Origin of the sequence: Vibrio sp. Vb1026 (genome assembly GCF_033338745.1) — a bacterium.
Lineage (GTDB): Bacteria > Pseudomonadota > Gammaproteobacteria > Enterobacterales > Vibrionaceae > Vibrio > Vibrio alginolyticus.
In genome coordinates, this window is sequence record NZ_JAWOTH010000004.1 from 280,442 (window position 1) to 300,035 (window position 19,594).

At 44.6% G+C, this 19,594-nt stretch carries 20 protein-coding genes, 1 riboswitch and 1 other annotated feature; of the genes, 6 read left to right on the forward strand and 14 right to left on the reverse strand.

The annotated features are described in order from the left end of the window. Nucleotides 1-52 precede the first annotated feature (52 nt). Both R7E47_RS09615 and R7E47_RS09620 read left to right on the forward strand, forming a co-directional pair. A complete protein-coding gene (locus R7E47_RS09615; RefSeq protein ID WP_017821720.1) occupies nt 53-1,267 on the forward strand; it encodes an EAL and HDOD domain-containing protein in 1,215 nt (404 codons plus the stop codon). 87 nt (nt 1,268-1,354) lie between these two features. Then, nucleotides 1,355-1,870, forward strand: a complete 516-nt coding sequence (locus R7E47_RS09620) for a YchJ family protein (protein WP_039841683.1) — start codon at nt 1,355-1,357, stop codon at nt 1,868-1,870. A 279-nt stretch (nt 1,871-2,149) separates the two neighbouring features. Here the strand turns inward: R7E47_RS09620 and hisIE are convergent, their stop codons facing one another. The 9 genes from hisIE to tet(35) all read right to left on the reverse strand — a co-directional run bounded on the left by hisIE (nt 2,150) and on the right by tet(35) (nt 11,293). After that, nucleotides 2,150-2,785, reverse strand: coding sequence for a bifunctional phosphoribosyl-AMP cyclohydrolase/phosphoribosyl-ATP diphosphatase HisIE (gene hisIE / locus R7E47_RS09625; RefSeq protein WP_318084173.1), 636 nt, complete (start codon nt 2,783-2,785; stop codon nt 2,150-2,152). Further along, nucleotides 2,782-3,555, reverse strand: a complete 774-nt coding sequence (hisF, locus tag R7E47_RS09630; RefSeq protein ID WP_004749837.1) for an imidazole glycerol phosphate synthase subunit HisF — start codon at nt 3,553-3,555, stop codon at nt 2,782-2,784. Before hisF ends, hisIE begins: the two co-directional genes overlap by 4 nt. After that, a complete protein-coding gene (gene hisA, locus R7E47_RS09635; RefSeq protein ID WP_318084175.1) occupies nt 3,537-4,274 on the reverse strand; it encodes a 1-(5-phosphoribosyl)-5-[(5-phosphoribosylamino)methylideneamino]imidazole-4-carboxamide isomerase in 738 nt (245 codons plus the stop codon). The genes hisF and hisA overlap by 19 nt, the downstream gene beginning before the upstream one ends. Nucleotides 4,275-4,286: 12 nt before the next feature. Continuing rightward, nucleotides 4,287-4,901, reverse strand: a complete 615-nt coding sequence (gene hisH, locus R7E47_RS09640; protein WP_017821716.1) for an imidazole glycerol phosphate synthase subunit HisH — start codon at nt 4,899-4,901, stop codon at nt 4,287-4,289. 26 nt (nt 4,902-4,927) lie between these two features. After that, the gene (hisB, locus tag R7E47_RS09645) at nt 4,928-6,001 is read right to left on the reverse strand and encodes a bifunctional histidinol-phosphatase/imidazoleglycerol-phosphate dehydratase HisB (RefSeq protein ID WP_005389832.1); all 1,074 of its coding nucleotides are present in this window, start codon (nt 5,999-6,001) and stop codon (nt 4,928-4,930) included. A gap of 71 nt (nt 6,002-6,072) precedes the next feature. Next, nucleotides 6,073-7,113 (reverse strand): histidinol-phosphate transaminase, encoded by a 1,041-nt coding sequence (gene hisC / locus R7E47_RS09650; protein ID WP_017634689.1) that lies wholly within the window; start codon nt 7,111-7,113, stop codon nt 6,073-6,075. Nucleotides 7,114-7,125: 12 nt separating this feature from the next. Further along, a complete protein-coding gene (gene hisD, locus R7E47_RS09655) occupies nt 7,126-8,418 on the reverse strand; it encodes a histidinol dehydrogenase (RefSeq protein ID WP_285384558.1) in 1,293 nt (430 codons plus the stop codon). A 5-nt stretch (nt 8,419-8,423) separates the two neighbouring features. Then, nucleotides 8,424-9,320 carry an ATP phosphoribosyltransferase gene (gene hisG, locus R7E47_RS09660; protein WP_005378180.1) on the reverse strand — a complete coding sequence of 299 codons (897 nt, stop codon included), beginning with the start codon at nt 9,318-9,320 and terminating at the stop codon, nt 8,424-8,426. Nucleotides 9,321-9,373: 53 nt separating this feature from the next. After that, nucleotides 9,374-9,511: a sequence feature (His leader region), on the reverse strand. 180 nt (nt 9,512-9,691) lie between these two features. Continuing rightward, complete coding sequence (tet(35), locus tag R7E47_RS09665) at nt 9,692-11,293, reverse strand: tetracycline efflux Na+/H+ antiporter family transporter Tet(35) (RefSeq protein ID WP_005378182.1); 1,602 nt, start codon at nt 11,291-11,293, stop codon at nt 9,692-9,694. Nucleotides 11,294-11,402: 109 nt separating this feature from the next. After that, a riboswitch (Lysine riboswitch) is annotated at nt 11,403-11,585 on the reverse strand. A 582-nt stretch (nt 11,586-12,167) separates the two neighbouring features. Between tet(35) and R7E47_RS09670 the strand changes: the two genes are divergently transcribed. Then, a complete protein-coding gene (locus R7E47_RS09670) occupies nt 12,168-12,575 on the forward strand; it encodes an H-NS family nucleoid-associated regulatory protein (protein ID WP_005378185.1) in 408 nt (135 codons plus the stop codon). Nucleotides 12,576-12,703: 128 nt separating this feature from the next. Here the strand turns inward: R7E47_RS09670 and R7E47_RS09675 are convergent, their stop codons facing one another. Together R7E47_RS09675 and R7E47_RS09680 are read right to left on the reverse strand one after the other, a co-directional pair. Further along, a complete protein-coding gene (locus R7E47_RS09675; RefSeq protein ID WP_005378187.1) occupies nt 12,704-14,008 on the reverse strand; it encodes an inosine/guanosine kinase in 1,305 nt (434 codons plus the stop codon). 117 nt (nt 14,009-14,125) lie between these two features. Next, complete coding sequence (locus R7E47_RS09680) at nt 14,126-14,395, reverse strand: hypothetical protein (RefSeq protein ID WP_005378190.1); 270 nt, start codon at nt 14,393-14,395, stop codon at nt 14,126-14,128. Between the two features lie 188 nt (nt 14,396-14,583). Here R7E47_RS09680 and mnmA point away from each other — a divergent pair, with 188 nt between their 5' ends. The 3 genes from mnmA (at nt 14,584) to purB (ending at nt 17,860) form a co-directional block, all read left to right on the forward strand. Beyond that, a complete protein-coding gene (gene mnmA, locus R7E47_RS09685; protein ID WP_054576398.1) occupies nt 14,584-15,708 on the forward strand; it encodes a tRNA 2-thiouridine(34) synthase MnmA in 1,125 nt (374 codons plus the stop codon). Between the two features lie 10 nt (nt 15,709-15,718). Continuing rightward, nucleotides 15,719-16,336 carry a high frequency lysogenization protein HflD gene (gene hflD / locus R7E47_RS09690; RefSeq protein ID WP_005378194.1) on the forward strand — a complete coding sequence of 206 codons (618 nt, stop codon included), beginning with the start codon at nt 15,719-15,721 and terminating at the stop codon, nt 16,334-16,336. Between the two features lie 153 nt (nt 16,337-16,489). Further along, a complete protein-coding gene (purB, locus tag R7E47_RS09695) occupies nt 16,490-17,860 on the forward strand; it encodes an adenylosuccinate lyase (protein ID WP_005378198.1) in 1,371 nt (456 codons plus the stop codon). Nucleotides 17,861-17,993: 133 nt separating this feature from the next. On the opposite strand, the gene R7E47_RS09700 is transcribed toward purB, so the two are convergent. From R7E47_RS09700 to R7E47_RS09710, 3 genes are read right to left on the reverse strand one after another with little or no spacing between them, the layout of a single operon-like run. After that, nucleotides 17,994-18,527: a DUF3833 domain-containing protein gene (locus R7E47_RS09700; protein ID WP_017821713.1), complete on the reverse strand. Its 534-nt coding sequence runs from the start codon at nt 18,525-18,527 to the stop codon at nt 17,994-17,996. Further along, the gene (locus tag R7E47_RS09705) at nt 18,527-19,120 is read right to left on the reverse strand and encodes a chalcone isomerase family protein (protein ID WP_017821712.1); all 594 of its coding nucleotides are present in this window, start codon (nt 19,118-19,120) and stop codon (nt 18,527-18,529) included. Before R7E47_RS09705 ends, R7E47_RS09700 begins: the two co-directional genes overlap by 1 nt. Next, nucleotides 19,080-19,592 carry a DUF2878 domain-containing protein gene (locus R7E47_RS09710; protein WP_042522066.1) on the reverse strand — a complete coding sequence of 171 codons (513 nt, stop codon included), beginning with the start codon at nt 19,590-19,592 and terminating at the stop codon, nt 19,080-19,082. Before R7E47_RS09710 ends, R7E47_RS09705 begins: the two co-directional genes overlap by 41 nt. Between the last annotated feature and the right edge of the window lie 2 nt (nt 19,593-19,594).

Below are 19,594 nucleotides of genomic sequence, written 5' to 3' on the forward strand. Positions count from 1 at the left end.
GTAAAAAATCGCTATTATCATAATACTAAGTTAAACAGAACGAAGTACCTAATTGAAGTATTCTTACGTAGCTCGCCAACCGATTCTGGATAGAGAAAAACGAACCATAGGTTACGAACTCCTCTTTCGAGACGGCCCTAAAAATACCTTCCCTGAAGTAGAACCAGAGCTGGCTACTAGTCGACTGCTATCCGATCATTTTTTGTCGACGCATTACAACACATTAGGAAACAAACTTGGCTTTGTTAACTTTCCGCATCAAAGCTTGGTGAACTTGGTCCCAACTTTGTTTCCTAAAGAATCTCTCGTCATTGAAGTCCTTGAAGACTGCCAACCGACAGAAGAACTGTTAGAAGCCATCAAGCACCTTCATGAGTGCGGGTACAAAATTGCTCTGGATGATTTTGTTCCGACGAAAGCTTGGAAGCGTTTTCTTCCATACGTTTCCATGATCAAGTTTGATATTAGACTTGTGCCGATCAAGAAAGCTGCCATTTTTATTCAGGCGTTGAGCCCATTTAAAATCGACTTTCTTGCGGAAAAGGTAGAGACCTATGAAGAGTTTGAGCAAGCTCTAGAAGCCGGTTTTAACTATTTTCAAGGGTATTTTTTTAGCAAACCTGAGATGATCCAGAAAAAACGGTTGAACCCCGCGTTTCTTACCGTCATCCAACTTTGTAAAGAGATTGCAGATAAGCCCATCGACTTCAATGAGGTTGAACGTCTGTTTTCGATTGATGTGACGCTGTCATACAAGCTGCTTACTTACGTAAATTCAGGATATACATTAACGACTAAGATCAAATCGTTCAGACAGGCGCTTATTTATCTGGGTGAAGAGCGACTACGACGCTTTATTTCCTTAGTTGCAATTGCCTCCGTTCAAGAAGATAAACCTGACTCTCTTTACTCTTTAGCGATTCAGCGTGCACGAATGTGTGAACTGCTACTTAGTCAAATGAACACTAGGTATGACCCTGGGCAGGCTTTTTTGACAGGCATGTTTTCTTTGCTCGGATCTTTGCTCGATCAACCGCTCTCGGATGTCATTGAAGATATCCCCGTTGACGAAGATATAAAACTCGCATTAACCAGTCGAAAAGGCGTACTTGGTCACTTACTTTCGATGACGATCGCCTACGAACAAGCGGACTGGGAGTTAGCCGAGCGATATTGCACCGTTCTTAAATTAACCGAACCTCAATTAGCAGACGCTTTTAATCAATCGACGGAATGGGCTCAAGAACTGCTGTCTCAAACGCCCTAAACGGCTATAATGCCCCAAAGAATACCTGCGACCTCACTTATGTGGGGTTGTTTGTTTTTACCGCTTAATTAATCGAGATTTCATTTTATGGCTTCTTCTTGTCCTTGCGGCTCTAACCGCACCTACCAACAGTGTTGTGAAATTGCCCACAATAACCACGCTGACGTCACCACTCCGGAGCAGCTAATGCGCTCTCGTTACAGCGCGCATGTGTTAGGTCTAGTGGATTACGTGGTGAACACATACCACCCAAGCTGTAATGCAGAAGAGCAACGTGAAGGCATTGCCCAATCTATCGACAGCGATTGGTGCAAGCTTGAGGTAGTGAAAGCTGAAGCGGGTTGTAACGAGAATGAAGGTTTTGTTGAATTCAACGCTTACTTTGACGAAGACGGCAAACGCTACTGCATGACCGAGCGTTCTCGTTTCGTGAAAGAAGATGGGCTTTGGTACTACATTGACGGCACGTTTCCTGAAAAAGAGCCAGAAGATGAACCAGTACAAGATCCGCGTTTGAACCAGCCAGTGAGTAGCCTAAAAGTAGGTCGCAACGACCCGTGTATCTGTGGAAGCGGTAAGAAATTTAAGAAGTGTTGTGGGTAAAGCATCCATACCTAGCTTATTACGCTGGATTTAATTGGATTCTTGACCTCTCTTAGGCTCATCGGAATGACGTGAATAAATGTACCTGTTTGACGTAAATAACTCTACTGCAAGCACTATTAGAAAATATACCGTCATTCTGAGCAGCAAGGGACGAGCGTGATTCAGAATCTAATCGCCAGCAGCACTGTTGTCGGGTTTTACCCCGAACCAAGAACACTACATTAAAAAAGCCCCTAGGCTCGAGAGCATAGGGGCTTTCATTTATCTATAGCAGGCTTATTTATGACGCTCTTTCAGTTTATTCACTACGTCATTCATCGATAAGCCTTGGTCTTGAAGCAATACCAGCAAGTGGTAAACCAAGTCTGCAGATTCACACACTAGCTCCGCCTTATCGCCCGACGTCGCCGCAAGCGCGACTTCAACGCCTTCTTCGCCCACTTTTTGCGAAATACGCTTGGTGCCACGGGCATAAAGACTGGCAGTATAAGAGGAATCTGGGTCGGCACTCTTGCGGGTAGCCAATAGCTGCTCAAGTTGATGAAGCCACACCATTTGTGACTCCTCTTGAGGGTCCACATCCCAGCAAGTTGTGTTACCCAAGTGACACGTAGGGCCAATGGGATTCACTTTCACCAGTAGCGTATCGTTGTCACAATCGAGCTGCATGTTCACCAATTGCAATACGTTGCCAGAGGTCTCACCTTTCGTCCAAAGACGTTGCTTGGTACGAGAGAAGAACGTCACTTGACCTGTTTCGCCCGTTTTTGTCAACGCATCTTGGTTCATGTAACCCATCATCAGCACTTGGCTTGATTGGAAATCTTGTACGATGGCAGGTACCAGACCATCCACCTTTTCCCAGTTGATTCGCTCAGCTAGCGAACTTACTTCGGCGGCTTTCACACTCATAGTCGTACCTCAATGCCTTGTTGTTTCAAATACTGCTTTAGTTCACCAATATTGATGACTTGCTTGTGGAATACCGATGCGGCAAGCGCGCCATCCACATTTGCTTTTTGGTAGGCTTCTGCGAAGTGCTCCATGGCACCTGCACCACCCGATGCAATCAATGGCACGTTACACACTTCACGCACCATATTAAGTTGTTCAATATCGTAGCCGTTACGCACGCCGTCTTGGTTCATCATGTTCAGAACGATTTCACCAGCGCCGCGTTTTTGTACTTCTTGCACCCAATCACGCGTTTCCCATTGGGTTGCTTTGGTGCGTTCTTCATCACCAGTAAACTGGTAAACCTGATACTTACCTGTCTCTTTGTCGTAGTATGAATCGATACCCACGACGATACATTGCACACCAAACTTATCAGCAAGGTCAGTAATCAATTGCGGGTTCGCCAATGCAGGTGAGTTGATAGACACTTTGTCTGCACCAAACTCAAGAATGCGCGCTGCGTCTTCCGCTGATTTAATACCACCAGCGACACAGAAGGGAATATCAATCACTTCAGCAACGCGAGCGACCCAACTTTTATCGACGACACGACCATCACTTGAAGCAGTAATATCGTAGAACACAAGCTCGTCTGCGCCCTCTTCCGCATAACGCTGCGCCAGAGGAACGATATCGCCAATGATTTCATGGTTACGGAACTGAACGCCCTTTACCACTTGTCCATCACGAACATCAAGACATGGAATTATTCGCTTTGCCAACATGCAAACGCCTCCTCTGCTGTGAACTTACCATCTAACAGTGCACGACCAACAATCACACCAGCCACACCGCTGCCTTTTAGCGCTTCGATATCTGCTAATGAGCCAATGCCACCTGAAGATTGAAACTGCACTTGTGGGTACTGTTTGCATAGGTCAACGTAAAGCTCTACGTTTGAGCCTTCTAGCGTACCGTCACGAGAAATGTCCGTACAAAGCACGTGCTGCAAACCTACCGTTAGGTAATCGTTGATCAGAGCTTCGATAGTCACGCCTGAGTCTTCTTGCCAACCAGAGATCGCCACTTTACGCGTGCCGTCTTGATCGATGTTGATGTCTAGCGCGAGAACGATTTTCTCTGCGCCGTATTTTTCCATCCAACCTTTCACAAGCTCTGGCTGTTTTACTGCTGTAGAACCAACAACAACACGCTGAGCACCAGCTTCTAGCAGGTCAATCACGTCTTGCTCTGTACGTACACCGCCACCAATTTGGATCTTTGCTGGTGTGCTTGCTAGTAGCTTAGCAATCAAATCAAGCTGGCGTGCTGTCGTGTCTTTCGCGCCAGTTAAATCCACCAAGTGCAGCCAGTTAGCACCCGCTTGGTGGTACAAGTTGAACTGCTCTGCTGGGTCGACTTTGTACTCGGTTACTTGGCCGTAATCACCTTGATAAAGGCGAACCACCTGTCCTTCAATTAAATCAAGAGCTGGAATAATCACACTAAATCCCTTTTATAATTCTAAGAAGTTTTGAATAAGCTTCGCGCCCGCTTTTGAAGAACGCTCAGGGTGGAATTGCACGCCGTAGTAGTTACCGCTTTGTACTGCTGCTGTGAACGGGTTGCCGTACTCACATTCAGCAATCGTGTAATCCCCAACAGGCATTGCAAAGCTGTGCACGAAGTAGAAATACTCTCCTTCTTCAATATCTTTGAAAAGTGGATTACCTGCTTTTGCAGACACTGTATTCCAACCCATATGCGGCAGCGGCAAATCGCCAGTTTGTAGTAGCTTCACTTCGCCATCACAAAGTCCGAGACACTCAACCAACTCGTCGGCTTTCTGCCCTTTCTCTTGAGACACTTTGCCCAACAGTTGCATACCTAAACAGATACCTAACAACGGCTTTTCTACCTGTTTTACTAAGCTGATAAGATCGCGCTCTTCTAGGTTCTTCATCGCTTCGCTGGCAGTTCCCACGCCCGGTAGGAATAGCTTGTCTGCCGACAATACAACTTGCGGATCTTTTGAAATAGTTACGTCATAGCCTAGGCGTTCAATAGCAAACTTCACCGAAGAGACGTTGGCACAGCCAGTATCGATAATGACAACTTTCTGTTCTGTCACTGTTTTTCTCCTTGCTAAGGTTAGCCTTAAAGCACGCCTTTACTACTTGGTAGCTCAGTGCCTTCTACTTTGATTGCTTGGCGCAAAGTACGACCAAACGCTTTAAACAAGCTTTCAATGATGTGGTGATCATTGTTGCCCGCAGAAGACAGGTGCAGCGTACACGCGAGGGTGTCAGTCAGAGATCGGAAGAAGTGAACTACCATCTCTGTTGAAAGATCACCCACTTGCTCACGGCTGAATTGCGCGTCGAACTTAAGGTAAGGACGACCAGATAGGTCTAGTGCGCATTGTGCCAAACACTCATCCATTGGAAGGCTAAAGCCAAAGCGACCAATACCACGCTTGTCACCCAGTGCTTCTTTCAACGCTTGACCCAACGCAAGAGCGGTATCTTCTACCGTGTGGTGATCATCAATGTGCAGGTCACCTTCCACTTTGCACACCATTTGGAATCCACCGTGCGTCGCAATTTGATCCAGCATGTGGTCAAAGAAGCCAAGACCTGTAGAAATATCGTTACCGCCTTGCTCATCCAGATTAACGAATACTTTGATGTCCGTTTCTTTTGTGGTGCGAACCACTTCAGCAACACGCGCCTTAACCGTCAGATCTTTTAAGATCTGTTTCCAACCCATGGTTTCTGGGTTGTATTGAATGCCACGAATTGCCATGTTTTCTGCAAGTTGAAGATCGGTTTGACGATCGCCAATCACAACAGAGTTTTGGAAATCCACTTTGCCACCTTGAAGGTACTCTTTTACCAAGCCCAATTTAGGCTTACGGCAAGAGCAGTTGTCTTCATCGAAGTGAGGACAAATCAGCACGTCGTCAAACTTCACACCTTGAGATTCAAAGATCTCCATCATCATGTTGTGTGGTGCATCAAAATCAGCTTGTGGGTAGCTGTCGGTCCCCAAACCATCTTGGTTCGTGACCATCACTAGACGGTATCCCGCATCCTGCAACGACAACAGGCTTGGGATAACAAATGGCTCTAGCTTTAGCTTATCTAAACGGTCTACTTGAAAATCAATCGGCGGCTCAACAATTAAGGTACCATCACGATCAATAAAAAGGATTTTTTGTTGTTTGCTCACTCGGGAACTTCCTTATTGCTATTCTTTTGGCGCTCCCGCAATTGAGCGAGAGCGATTAATTTTGTCTCTACTTATGCGTAGTAGTTTCTAATAAATCCGAGCGTTTTTTCACACTCGTCGCGGTTACCAACACTGATACGTACACAGTTCTCAATTGGCGAGTTACGCAAAATAATGCCCGTATCCCAAGCCGCTTTGAAAAGATCATCGCCATCTGGGAATTTCACCAATAGGTAGTTCCCCCACCCTTCAAACACTTCTAAACCCGGAATCATTGAAAGGCCAACCTGCAAGTAAGCACGGTTTGCATTCAGATCAAGAACTTGGAACTTCGCTCGCGCTAAACCAGCTTCCGAAAGCGCCTGAGTCGCAATTTCTGCCACTGGAACTGGGACAGGGTAAGGTGCGATAACTTTAAGAAGTACATTAATCAGCTCTTCGTTCGCAAGCGTAAATCCACAACGCAGACCAGCAAGCGCGAAAGCTTTCGACAGAGTACGCAAAATCGCAAGGTTCGGGTATTGCGCCAGTAGGTCTACCGTTGACGCTTCTGGACAAAAATCGATGTACGCTTCATCCATCACCACAATTGCACGGTCTTTTGTCATCTCAAGCAGAGACACAATGTCCTCACGCTTAACCAAGTTACCTGTTGGGTTGTTTGGCGAACATACAAAAACCAGTTTCACGTTATCCAGATTAGCTTCGATGCCTGCAAGGTCTAGTTGCCAATCTGACGTTAGCGGCACGGTTTTGCGCTCTACACCGATGGTTTCTGCACTGATGGCGTACATACCGTAAGTCGGTGGGCAGTAAAGAATCGCATCTTCACCCGGCTCACAGAAAGCACGAATCAGTAGTTCAATGCCTTCATCCGCACCGCGAGATGTTAGTGTTTGCTCTGGTTTCACACCCGCATAGGCTGCGTAAGCAGAAATCAGTTCTTTAGGCTGACATTCGCTGTAACGATTAAGACGAGCGAAGTCTGTTTTGTATTCATTATTGAATGGTGATTCGTTTGCATTTAGCCATACGTCACCGGTACCACCAATTCGGCGAGCCGACATATAAGGGGTAAGTTGTTGGACTTGTTTGCGCGCTAGCTTTTCCATCTCAATATTCTCTTACTTAGCTGCCAGTTTTTCTACGCGAATGGTCACTGCACGTTTGTGCGCATCCAGACCTTCTGCTTCCGCCATGGTTACCACCGTTGGTGCAAGGTTCTTTAGACCATCAGCAGACAGTTCTTGAACCGTCATACGTTTCGAAAAGTCCGCTAAGCCTAAGCTTGAATACGTGCGTGTGTAACCGTAAGTAGGAAGAACGTGGTTGGTGCCCGATGCGTAATCACCTGCTGATTCAGGCGACCAATCACCTAGGAAGATAGAACCTGCGTTATCTAATAGAGGTAGAAGCTCGCGTGGGTTCTTAGTCTGAACAATTAAGTGCTCAGGACCGTAGTAATTCGAAATGGAAACCGATTGAGTAAGAGACTCGGCAATGATGATCAAGCTTGAAGCCAATGCTTGCTCGGCGATGTCCGCACGAGATAGCTCCTTAAGCTGACGTTGAACCGCATCCGTCACTTGATCCGCAATAACAGGAGAAGGAGTCACAAGTACCACTTGAGAATCAGGACCGTGCTCTGCTTGGCTCAAAAGATCCGCAGCGATAAAGTCTGCATCTGCGGTTTCATCGGCAATCACAAGCACTTCAGACGGCCCTGCAGGCATATCAATCGCAGCACCGCGGAAATCATTGCTAACCTGTCGTTTTGCTTCGGTCACGTAAGCGTTGCCCGGACCAAAGATCTTATCTACTTTCGATACAGTCTCGGTGCCATAAGCCATTGCAGCAACTGCTTGGCCACCACCGACGTTGTACACTTCATCAATGCCACACAGCTTCGCGACATAAAGGATCTCATCAGCGATTGGCGGTGGAGAACAAAGAACGACTTTACGACAACCTGCAATTTTTGCAGGAACGCCGAGCATCAAAACAGTCGATGGCAAAGGCGCACTTCCACCAGGAATGTACAAACCCACTTTTTGAATTGGACGTGTTACTTGTTCACAAAGAACACCTGGCTGCGTTTCCACCTTGATCGGTTGCGGCTTTTGCGCTTTGTGGAACTTAGAAATATTGGCGTAAGCTTGCTCTAGTGCGCTCTTCATTGACTCTGACAAACGCTCTGACGCTGCCTTAATTTCCTGAGAAGAAACACGAATGGATTCAGGCTTAACACGGTCAAACTTTTCTGTCAGCTCAATAAGAGCAGAGTCACCTTCTTCTCGAACTTTAGCAATAACTTCGGCCACAGCAGTGGTGATATTGGCACCTTCTGCAATAGCAGGGCGCTCCAAAATAGAGTCTTGCTGATTCTCACTTAATGATTGCCAAACGACTGTTCTCATGATGCTTACTCCATCATTTTTTCAATTGGTAGAACGAGAATTGAACTTGCGCCCAACTCTTTCAGCTGTTCCATTGTTTCCCAGAATAGGTTTTCAGAACTCACTAAGTGAACAGCCATTTTCTGCTTATCTGCAGAAAGAGGAAGAACAGTTGGGTCTTCAGCACCTGGCAGTAGTGCTTTAATTTGATCTAACTTCTCTGCTGGGGCGTGAAGCATAATGTACTTAGATTCTTTCGCTTGCTGCACGCCTTGCATGCGAGTTAACAGCTTTTCGATTAGCGCCACTTTGTCTGCGTCGAACTCACCTGTGCGTTGAATCAATGTCGCTTTTGATTTGAAGATAATTTCAGCTTCTTTAAGGCCGTTCGCTTCCAGTGTTGCACCTGTAGAAACCAAATCAGCGATAGCATCAGCGAGACCCGCGCGAGGCGCAACTTCTACAGAGCCTGTCAGCATACATGTAGAGAATGGAACGCCGGCTTCATCCATGTACGCTTTTAGAAGTTGAGGATACGTTGTAGCAATACGCTTGCCAGCTAAGTCTTGTGGACCGTTGTACTCTTCGTCCTTGTCGATTGCGATAGATAAACGACAGCCACCAAAATCAAGTCGACGAAGCTGAACAAACTCGCAGGGTTCACCTAATGCTTTGCGGTCAAGGCGAACTTCTTCTAGTTCATTTTCGCCAATAAAGCCAAGGTCAACCACGCCATCCATAATTAAACCTGGGATGTCGTCGTCACGAACCAAGAGTAAATCAATTGGCATATTTTCAGAATGGACAACTAAACGCTCGCCCATTACGTTGAACTTTACGCCGCACTGTTTTAGTAGAGCTTGACTCTCTTTGCTAAGACGACCTTTTTTCTGAATTGCGATTCTTAAACGTTGTGTTTGCATTGCTTTGTCCCTATGCAAGATTTTGATATCTAAGTATTTTTCAAACTAATAAAACTAAAAAACCCTCGGGAGATTGAAGTCTCCCGAGGGTTTAAAATCTGCTTTTACTTTGATTTTACCTCCGGGAGTTTCCTGCCTCCCGGGTATGCGTACATCGCCCGAAAGACTAGATTGGGTGATGATGGTGATGAATGTTCATTACAAAATTACGCATACTTATTTCAAGGCTCTTCTCATTTGCTTTGTTACCAACCACACTAACCAAGCTGATTACTTTTTTCAACCCTTAATTTTAAAAAAATTCGAATTGTATAATACAAATAAAAAAGGAGGCCGAAGCCTCCTACAATTTCACCTTTTAAATCAGTGAATTACGCACTCTGGCAAGACGCTATTTTAGACTTTGAAAGCCATGACAAAATAGCGCAAACGATAACGAATGTTATCGACGCTGCAATAAACGAAAACGCAATTGAAGCAGTCATACCAAGGGCAATAAAGCCCACGCATGAAACAAGCGCGACTGATAATGCATAAGGTAGCTGTGTTGATACGTGATCAATGTGGTTACAACGTGCACCCGTCGATGACAAGATAGTCGTATCTGAGATTGGTGAACAATGGTCACCGAATACCGCACCAGCTAAAACCGCACTCAGCATCGGTAGCATTAGCGCTACGTCTGTTGCGCCAGCCATGTCACCCGCGATTGGTAGCATAATGCCGAACGTACCCCATGAAGTACCTGTTGAGAACGCCATTAGGCCAGACAACAAGAATAGGATAACTGGTAGCCAGTGTGGGTTAATGTTGCCCTGCGCCATTGTCGAAAGGTAAGTACCAGTCTTCATATCACCGATAACAGAACCAATGGTCCAGGCAAATACTAAGATTAGAATCGCACCAAACATAGACTTAGCACCAATCCAAAGTGTACGTGCGATCTCAGCCATTGGTAGACCTTGCTTCACAACAGTAAACAGTGCAACAGCTAAGCCAAGCAAGCTACCGTAGATTAGTGATGTACCTACATCTGTATTTTCAAAAGCACCAAGAAGCGCAAACTCCTTACCATCAGCAGCCAATGCTTGGCCACCCGTGTAAAGCATTGAAGCGATAGTCGCGATAATCAGCGTTACGATAGGAAGTATCAAATCTGACACTTTACCCTTTTCACTTTCACGGATATCTAGCTCTTCGTTTAGGTCATGCGCTTCTTGCGAGTCATTTTCTTTGTCTTTATCAAAGCCACGACCTTGCGATGCAGAGATTTCATGCTCACGCATTTTACCAATATCAAGACCAAACCACGCAACAGCGAACACCATTAGCAGCGCAAAAACGGCGTAGAAGTTCATTGGGATAAGACGAACATATGCGCCAAGAGCCGAATACTCTGTGATCCCATGTGAGACTAAGATCCCGCCAATAATAGTAATAATGTAAGCACCCCAGCTAGAAGCAGGCATAATTACACACATTGGAGCGGCGGTTGAGTCTAGAATGTACGCAAGCTTAGCGCGAGACACATAAAAGCGATCGGTTACTGGGCGAGAGATCGCACCAACAGCAAGGCTATTAAAGTAATCATCGACAAAAATGAATACGCCTAAAAAGGCGGCAAGAAGTTTGGAGCCGCGTTTACTCTTCACTCGAGATTGTGCCCATTCAGCAAAAGCACGAGTACCGCCAGATAGCGTTAATAAAGCTGTTGTCATACCTAATAAGATTAGGAAACCAACAATGCTCATGTTCCAAGTGTTAATTCCGCCATCTTCAATAAAGACAGAAGAAACTTGAGAACTGACGTAACCTGCGGTGTCGCTGATAGACCAGCTATTAAGTAGCACCGCACCTAGCACGATACCTACACCCAAGGAAACTAATACACGTCGAGTCAAAATCGCCAAAGTCAAAGCGACAATAGGTGGCAATAATGAAACAGGAGAACTAGAAAAATCTATTAAATTCATGATCTTCAAAAACCAAAGTTTGGCTAGAGATCTACTGCAGACAAGTCACGTAGCATACGATACGTGCTCATGTTGAACTTAGCGACAGGGAAGCGAACACTCCACCCAACCCTACAGTAGCGCTCCATAGTTTAATGTGAATATATACTATGGCAGTGTTGTTCCTTTCAGATACAACCCCAGCAAGTAACTTTGATGAGTTACTTACTTCGGCAATCTTCGCCTTCCACTATTATTCATTGGCATCACCCCAATAATAGCTACTCTTCGAGACCGCGCCTCTACGGCAACAACAAACAATTAACCACTAACTGTACAAATTAACAACAAACTGTCTGCAATATTGCATCAGGTGGCAGCCATTGTACTTATGATGAGAGTCAATGCAACACATCAAACTAAATTAAACAAATAAATAATGACTGAGATAATTTATAAACCTTGCCTACTTCCATAAGTTTTGTGCAACTGAAATCACATCAATCATGTTATTTATGAAACATTATTACTACCTTAGAAATATCATGGTTTATCTTATATCAATAAATTAAGGATATATGACACAGCATTAAAGATGGATGCTTCATATTTTTAAGTAATAACTCAAATTTTTTTATAAAAAACCAAGCTATCACTCTCTCTATACAATAATGATTGTTGATTTTAGTTCTCATCTAATAATGATTTATTTCGAGTGTAATAATATTAATTGCTTTAAAAAATAGTCAAATTTAAACAAAATCTTGATTTAGCATTTGCACATAAGGAAAAGATAAAGTTAAATATAAGGACTCTTTGTTTATTTATAGATTGGCATTATTTAATCGTAACGATAAAAAGTGCCCAACACATTAACCTTTTAATAGGAATCGTTATGTCAGAGCTGACTAAAACCCTTCTAAATATCCGTAGCCTTCGTGCATTTTCTCGTGAGCTGACTCTAGAACAATTGGAAGAAGCTCTAGATAAACTCACTACTGTCGTAGATGAGCGTCGTGAAGCAGAAGAAGCAGAACGCGCAGCACAAGCAGAGCAAGAAGCTAAGCTTGCAGAGATTGCTGAGAAAATCGCTCAAGACGGTATTGACGTAGAAGCACTTATTACTGCGCTATCTGGCGAAACTAAGACGAAAGGCAAAGCGAAGCGCGCACCTCGCCCTGCTAAATACAAATACACAGATTCAAACGGTAATGAGAAAACTTGGACTGGCCAAGGTCGTACACCTTCGGCGATTCAAGAGCAACTTGATGCAGGTAAATCTCTGGATGAGTTCCTAATCTAGATCCGTGCTATTTTTTAAAAGGCTCCCATAGGGAGCCTTTTTTATTTAAACCATTACAAATAAAAAAGGCACATTTCTTAATGTGCCTTTTACTTTAGTTACAGAATAGTTAATTAAATCGCTTCGTATTAACGTTCCCAGTATGCTTCTTCTAGGCTATCTTCTCGCTCAGGAAGTCCGCGCGACAATCGTGGTGAATGTTGCACGAGAACTTCGTAGCTAGCACGGTTTGCGTATTTGCAGACTTGAGAAAAAGAAGAGTAAGTTAAATACTCGTTACTGTGCTTGCTTGAATTAGGCACATTTTCTTTATGGTATTTATTTGCTGCCATATCATGAAGAACAGCAGATAACGCAGCATCACCTGCGCCATTTGTATTCTTAATTTTTTCTGGGCCACCCATATATGGCGAGATATGCGAGTACACTTTTATTGGCGTCTCGCATGAGTCTTTTTTCGCCGGACGACTGAATTCATAACGATTAAATTCAGCAATTGACCCTGGAAGTAATGGCAAAGAAGTTTCGCGCTTCGCGCTATCCTCCGTATACCCAGCCATAAATAGACCTACAGGACCCGCCGTGCACAATACTAGATCAGCCCACTCCAATGTTTTATCAGACGCAGCAAGTGGATCAGATTCCCCCGTCAGTGCTTCTGCTTCATCTTCATTCATCGCAACGACTGAAACGTTATCTCGAATGAATTCTTGCCAATATTTAGGGTCATCTTGAATAACAAACTTTGTGCCTAAAGTCAGAACAACAGGCACATCATTCTTTTTCGCGTACTCAATTGCTTTCATTGTTGCTTCCGGCATTGGGTCGCCGTCTTTGCAACGTACTAGATATGACGTCAGTACAAGTGCTGATGCATTTTTAAAGATTTTCTCTGGAATGCTATCAGGATGGAGTTGGTTCATTTGCCCTTCGCTGATAGCAAAAGTACGTTCACCGTCTTCTGTGATAAGAGCAAAACAACGGCCAATTGCACCATCTACACCTTGTAGGTAGTTCAAGTCCATGCGGCTTGATGTATTACAAAGATAACGGTAACCGTAGCTGCCAATCTTAATATCCTGGCTCATCACTCCAAGTAGTGTGGAGCGGTCATCCGCTAGCACGGAGTAGTTATGTAGCGTGTTACCAATTGTACCGCCCGCATACTCATTGGTAATCAAGTTCTCTTCTTTCAGTTGCTGGTATAACTCTTCTGCTCTTTCGTCATCGATAACCAGAGAGTGACCTTTACTCAGACCGTACTTTTCAATCACATCCGTTGTAACTTTTGCTTCAATATCAACCAAGGTTTGGTCAATACCAATGATGTGAGTGCGCGTCATCTTCTTGCTTTCTTGTGCTTGGCTCACCAGCGGGTCACGAGCATGAACAGGAAAATAGTGCTTCGATTTGCGTTGTCCAGGAAATTTCATATTGTCAGTCTGAGTAAGGGGATGAAAAGGAGAGCGGATTCTATACCGCTAATAATAAAGCAGCAATAAAAGCGATTATAGCAAACGTTTGCTGACTACTTTTTTCTTTTAGGTGGCTTATTCACCTTCCATAAAGCTGAGATCTGGTAGTTGCTCAAGGTGCTCGCTATAACGCTTTAGGTTGAACTCACCCTCATTCTTCATTACATCAAAAATCTCAATTGACATCGCACATGCCATCATCGCAACCGCATCTTCACGTGGTGTGCCAGTCATCATTAAACGCATAAGGGTTTCTTTTACTTTAAGCGGATTGCCATCTTCGAGCTGATTTTCAACAATTTCAATCAACTCACTTTCTTGCATAAATTGGTTTTCTTCTGTCATTTGATGTTTCCTCTTGGATTTTGGCCAACTATGCCATATATACCTCTTCTATACTTGCGAAATTACTCGTTCGAATCTTTGTTGAAGAAAAATCCAGCGAAACGAATTGTGATTTCGATCTCGGATCTGTCACCGGTCTGTGGATTCTGATAGAATCTGCATCCCGTTTATTTAAGTGGTGTTTAGTAATGTCTGATAACAGCCAAAAGAAAGTCATCGTCGGTATGTCCGGCGGCGTTGATTCATCTGTTTCCGCGTATCTTCTAAAGCAGCAAGGCTACCAAGTAGAAGGCCTTTTCATGAAGAACTGGGAAGAAGATGACAACGAAGAATATTGTACAGCGGCAGAAGATCTTGCTGACGCTCAGGCAGTATGTGACAAGCTAGGCATCCACCTACACACTATCAACTTTGCTGCCGAATACTGGGATAACGTATTTGAGTACTTCCTTGCTGAATACAAAGCGGGCCGTACTCCGAACCCTGACATTCTTTGTAACAAAGAAATCAAGTTCAAAGCATTCCTAGAATTCGCTGATGAAGTACTTGATGCTGATTACATTGCAATGGGCCACTATGTGCGTCGCTCTTTCCCAGAAAACGGTGAAAAAACACAAATGTTACGTGGTCTAGATGGCAACAAAGATCAAAGCTACTTCCTGTACACATTAAGCAACGAGCAAATCGCACGTAGCCTATTCCCTGTTGGTGACCTAGAGAAGCCAGAAGTACGCCGCATCGCGGAAGAGCAAGATCTAATCACGGCGAAGAAGAAAGACTCTACGGGTATTTGTTTCATCGGCGAACGCAAGTTTACTGAATTCCTAGGTCGCTACCTTCCAGCTCAACCAGGCAACATCGAAACACCTGAAGGCGAAGTGATTGGTCAACATCAAGGCCTGATGTACCACACACTTGGTCAGCGTAAAGGTCTACACATTGGTGGCCGTAAAGGCGGCGGTGGTAACGAGGACCCATGGTTCGTTGGTGAGAAAGATCTAGAACGTAACGTTTTGATTGCCGTTCAAGGTAAAGACCATCCAATGTTGAAATCAGAAGGTCTACTTGCATCACAACTTCACTGGGTAGATCGTGAGCCAATTCGCGATGTTATGAAGTGCACAGTGAAAACTCGTTACCGTCAGGAAGATATTCCTTGTACAATCATCCCTATCGATGATGAAAACATTAAAGTTATCTTTGACGAGCCACAAATTGCTGTAACTCCAGGTCAATCAGCAGTGTTCTACAAAGGTGACGTGTGCCTAGGTGGCGGCATCATCGAGCAACGCATTAAATATTCTCAAGCTTAGGAGTCGTTACGTGGCGAATACACTTTATGACCGTACTATCGCTTTCGCTGGGATTTGCCAAGCTGTTGCTTTAGTTCAACAGGTAGCGAGAAACGGACATTGTGATCAAGATGCTTTTGAAACATCAATCAACGCTATTTTGAGCACTAACCCTGCTAACACAGTTGGCGTATTCGGTCGCGAAGCCGATCTAAAGCTCGGCCTAGAATGCTTGGTTAAAGGGATTGATAGCACACCATCAGGCAGTGAAATTACTCGTTACATTATTAGTTTAATGGCGTTAGAACGTAAGTTAAGCTCTCGAAACGATGCTATGTCTCAGCTTGGTGATCGTATTCAAATGGCCAAGCGTCAGTCAGAGCACTTTGAGCTACTAGACGATCAAATGATCAGCAATTTAGCGAGCATCTATCTGGATGTCGTTAGCCCTATTGGCCCACGCATTCAAGTAACGGGCACGCCATCTGTACTGCAGCAGACGGCAAGCCAACACAAAGTTCGTGCGCTGTTGTTATCTGGCATTCGTAGTGCAGTTCTTTGGCGTCAAGTTGGTGGTAAGCGTCGCCACCTAATCTTCGGGCGCAAGAAGATGGTAGAGCAAGCACAAATCCTTCTTGCTCGTCTGTAGTAAAATATCAAATAAGCAGCTCGCGTTTATCGCGAGCTCATTTTTTTCGACTAAAACAAATCTCGCGCAAACGTTTGCGCAATATTCGTGACAATTGCCACAGTTATTGGTATAAAGCTCACGAAATTTAGAAACCCAATTCAGGAGAACATCATGGAACTGTCAGCATTGACTGCTGTTTCACCAGTAGACGGCCGTTACGGAAGCAAGACAATTGCGTTACGCGAAATTTTCAGTGAATACGGTCTACTAAAGTACCGTACTATCGTTGAAATCCGCTGGCTACAAAAGCTTGCTGCTACTGCTGAAATTGCAGAAGTGCCAGCGTTTAGCGCAGAAGCAAACCAATTCCTAGACGACCTTGCTGCAAACTTCTCTGAAGAAGATGCACGCCGTATCAAAGAGATCGAGCGTACAACTAACCACGACGTAAAAGCGGTTGAGTACTTCCTAAAAGAGAAAGTAGCAGACGTTCCTGAACTGCACGCAGTAAACGAGTTCTTCCACTTCGCATGTACTTCTGAAGACATCAACAACACATCACACGCTCTAATGCTTAAAGAAGCGCGTGAGAACGTGATTCTTCCAGAAATCCGTAACCTAATCGACGCTATCAAAGCACTAGCAGTGGAATACCGCGACATTCCTCTTCTATCTCGTACACACGGTCAGCCTGCTTCTCCATCTACTATGGGTAAAGAAATGGCAAACGTGGCGTACCGTATGGAGCGTCAATTCAAGCAAATCGAAAACGTTGAGATCCTAGCGAAAATCAACGGTGCAGTAGGTAACTACAATGCACACCTTTCTGCTTACCCAGAGCTAGATTGGCACAAGTTCTCTGAAGAGTTCATCACAGAGTCTCTAGGCGTAACTTGGAACCCTTACACAACTCAAATCGAACCGCACGATTACATCGCTGAGCTGTTCGACGCTATCGCTCGTTTCAACACTATCCTGATTGACTTCGACCGTGACGTTTGGGGTTACATTGCACTAGGCCACTTCAAGCAAAAAACTATTGCTGGTGAGATCGGTTCTTCAACAATGCCTCACAAAGTTAACCCAATCGACTTTGAAAACTCAGAAGGTAACCTAGGTCTTGCGAACGCTGTATTCGGCCACCTAGCACAGAAACTGCCTATCTCTCGTTGGCAACGTGACCTAACTGACTCAACGGTTCTACGTAACCTTGGTGTTGGTGTTGGCTACGCTATCATCGCTTACACTTCGACACTTAAAGGCATCAGCAAGCTAGAAGTAAACCGTGAAGCGCTTCTTGCTGAACTAGACAAGAACTGGGAAGTACTAGCTGAGCCAGTACAAACCGTTATGCGTCGTTACGGCATCGAGAAGCCATACGAGAAGCTGAAAGAGCTAACTCGTGGTAAGCGTGTAGACGGCGAAGCAATGCGTAACTTCATCGACGGTCTTGAGCTTCCTGAGCACGAGAAAGCACGTCTGAAAGAGATGACACCAGCGAACTATATCGGTCAAGCAATCGAGCTGACAGATAAGCTGTAATACTCCTGTAACGACCAGATACTTAAAAGGTTGACGCGAAAGCGTCAACCTTTTTTAGTTAGGAGAGTTAGGTCGGGAGAAAATAATTTTAGTTATATGGAATAGATTATTAATTGAAGATCAGCCCCATTTGTTATGGCAGCTTTTGGAAGAACAAGGTTATTGTTCCTACTTCCACACCAAACTTTTTTATTTTCGTTAGATTGAAAACGTGTCTGTCATCCTGACGATAAAGCCAATCATCAAAAGCAACCGTCACTGATGAATCCTCCATTTGTAGCTCAAAGTCATATTGCCACTGTAGCGCATTGCCCTGCTCTTCCCCTGTTGCCACACCTATAATATCGTCTGCCTTACCTTCATAACGACCGTCTTCTAATCTAGTGATAACCCAAATTCGCTGGTCCACCTCTCCGTCATCAAACACGAAGTCTTCCACCAGCGTCAGCGTATCACCCGCTACAGTACCCACTATATCGACTTCAAAGCGACGCGTTTGCTGTCCGGTATAATCTTGCACCATCCCCCACGCCTTTATGTCGCCTTCGAAATAACCGAATACGTCAAAAGTCGGTTTAGAAGAGCGGTAATTATCAATGTCTGCGGAACATGCCGAAAGAAAAACAGCTGCCACTAAAGTCGCTGATTTAAAAATTCGTTTAAACACTATCTAACCTGCCCTATCAATTGTTTTCGGAGTTTCGGAAATTCTGTGTTGGGTGATAACCATATAGCCAAAAATGCATCGTTCATTCGTTCGTCTTCAATGATGCCAACGTTCTTTACTTGCACGTCCCCAACCTGCTTATAAAAAAGCTGACCAGATTTTCCATCTGTTAGATAAGTAAGCTCGTCACCTTTTTGAATATCAGGAAACATACGATCGAGCTCGCTGATCCAAGCTTTTCGATATGAGTCCGTAAAACCCAATTTCGCCCACTGCTCATCCGTCACATCAAGCAGCTGTTGCTTACTGATGTCTCTCTTGTAATTAATTTCCAACGCAAGGGGATGTGGCGATACGTCATCGCTTACGATGAACTTTCCATCAGGCGCTTTTAATCTTGAGTGATAAATATCGAAGATGAACCAAGTAAGTTGGGCTTCTCCAACAGTTTTCCATCCCTTCCAATTCGCAATGTTGCTAGCAGCTTCGCTGTTTCCAACAGGTTGAGCTTGCAGAGCAAAAGAGCCAGTTACTATTACCAACGCAAGCAGCCTAGTCAGTCTCTGAGTTAAGTCTCTCTTCAAGCTTTTCATTTCCGTACACCTTGAGTATCAAGAGCATCATGACGCACCATTCGACAAACAACATTGCCAGTGTAGCGCCAGTGCTAAATCCAAATTCAACGGCTTGGAGCTTATAGCCAGCAAAGTAGCTCGCTGTTCCTCCGAGTCCGCCTACTATTGATACGTAGGTTTTTGGGAAACGGTACAAAATTGACTTGAGTTGATAGGCATACCAGGCGAACAGAATCCAAAGGCACAAAAGCCAAAGGGGTAACCATTGAGTGGCAAACATGAAAATTGAAAATTGCTGATTTAATGTATCAAGCACGAGACCAATCGTGGCGATAACACCAATACTTTTGAGCGAAGATGCGTCAGTTTTCAAACAATATAGTAGGGTTGCCAAAGTAAGGAATAACGTCACCCATTGCCATTGATAGGTTCCAAGCACCGCTGCAAACCAGCAGAGTTGGAACCATGTCGAAGCAAGAAACACCTTCATAA

Bases quoted from the DNA above. Each gene is read 5' to 3' on its own strand.
- hisIE (WP_318084173.1), bottom strand. From the start codon at position 2,785: ATGAGTGTGAAAGCCGCCGAAGTAAGTTCGCTAGCTGAGCGAATCAAC.
- R7E47_RS09620 (WP_039841683.1), top strand. From the start codon at position 1,355: ATGGCTTCTTCTTGTCCTTGCGGCTCTAACCGCACCTACCAACAGTGT.
- hisD (WP_285384558.1), bottom strand. From the start codon at position 8,418: ATGAGAACAGTCGTTTGGCAATCATTAAGTGAGAATCAGCAAGACTCT.
- purB (WP_005378198.1), top strand. From the start codon at position 16,490: ATGGAACTGTCAGCATTGACTGCTGTTTCACCAGTAGACGGCCGTTAC.
- hisC (WP_017634689.1), bottom strand. From the start codon at position 7,113: ATGGAAAAGCTAGCGCGCAAACAAGTCCAACAACTTACCCCTTATATG.
- mnmA (WP_054576398.1), top strand. From the start codon at position 14,584: ATGTCTGATAACAGCCAAAAGAAAGTCATCGTCGGTATGTCCGGCGGC.
- hisG (WP_005378180.1), bottom strand. From the start codon at position 9,320: ATGCAAACACAACGTTTAAGAATCGCAATTCAGAAAAAAGGTCGTCTT.
- R7E47_RS09680 (WP_005378190.1), bottom strand. From the start codon at position 14,395: ATGACAGAAGAAAACCAATTTATGCAAGAAAGTGAGTTGATTGAAATT.
- R7E47_RS09710 (WP_042522066.1), bottom strand. From the start codon at position 19,592: ATGAAGGTGTTTCTTGCTTCGACATGGTTCCAACTCTGCTGGTTTGCA.
- R7E47_RS09705 (WP_017821712.1), bottom strand. From the start codon at position 19,120: ATGAAAAGCTTGAAGAGAGACTTAACTCAGAGACTGACTAGGCTGCTT.
- R7E47_RS09675 (WP_005378187.1), bottom strand. From the start codon at position 14,008: ATGAAATTTCCTGGACAACGCAAATCGAAGCACTATTTTCCTGTTCAT.
- R7E47_RS09670 (WP_005378185.1), top strand. From the start codon at position 12,168: ATGTCAGAGCTGACTAAAACCCTTCTAAATATCCGTAGCCTTCGTGCA.
- hisF (WP_004749837.1), bottom strand. From the start codon at position 3,555: ATGTTGGCAAAGCGAATAATTCCATGTCTTGATGTTCGTGATGGACAA.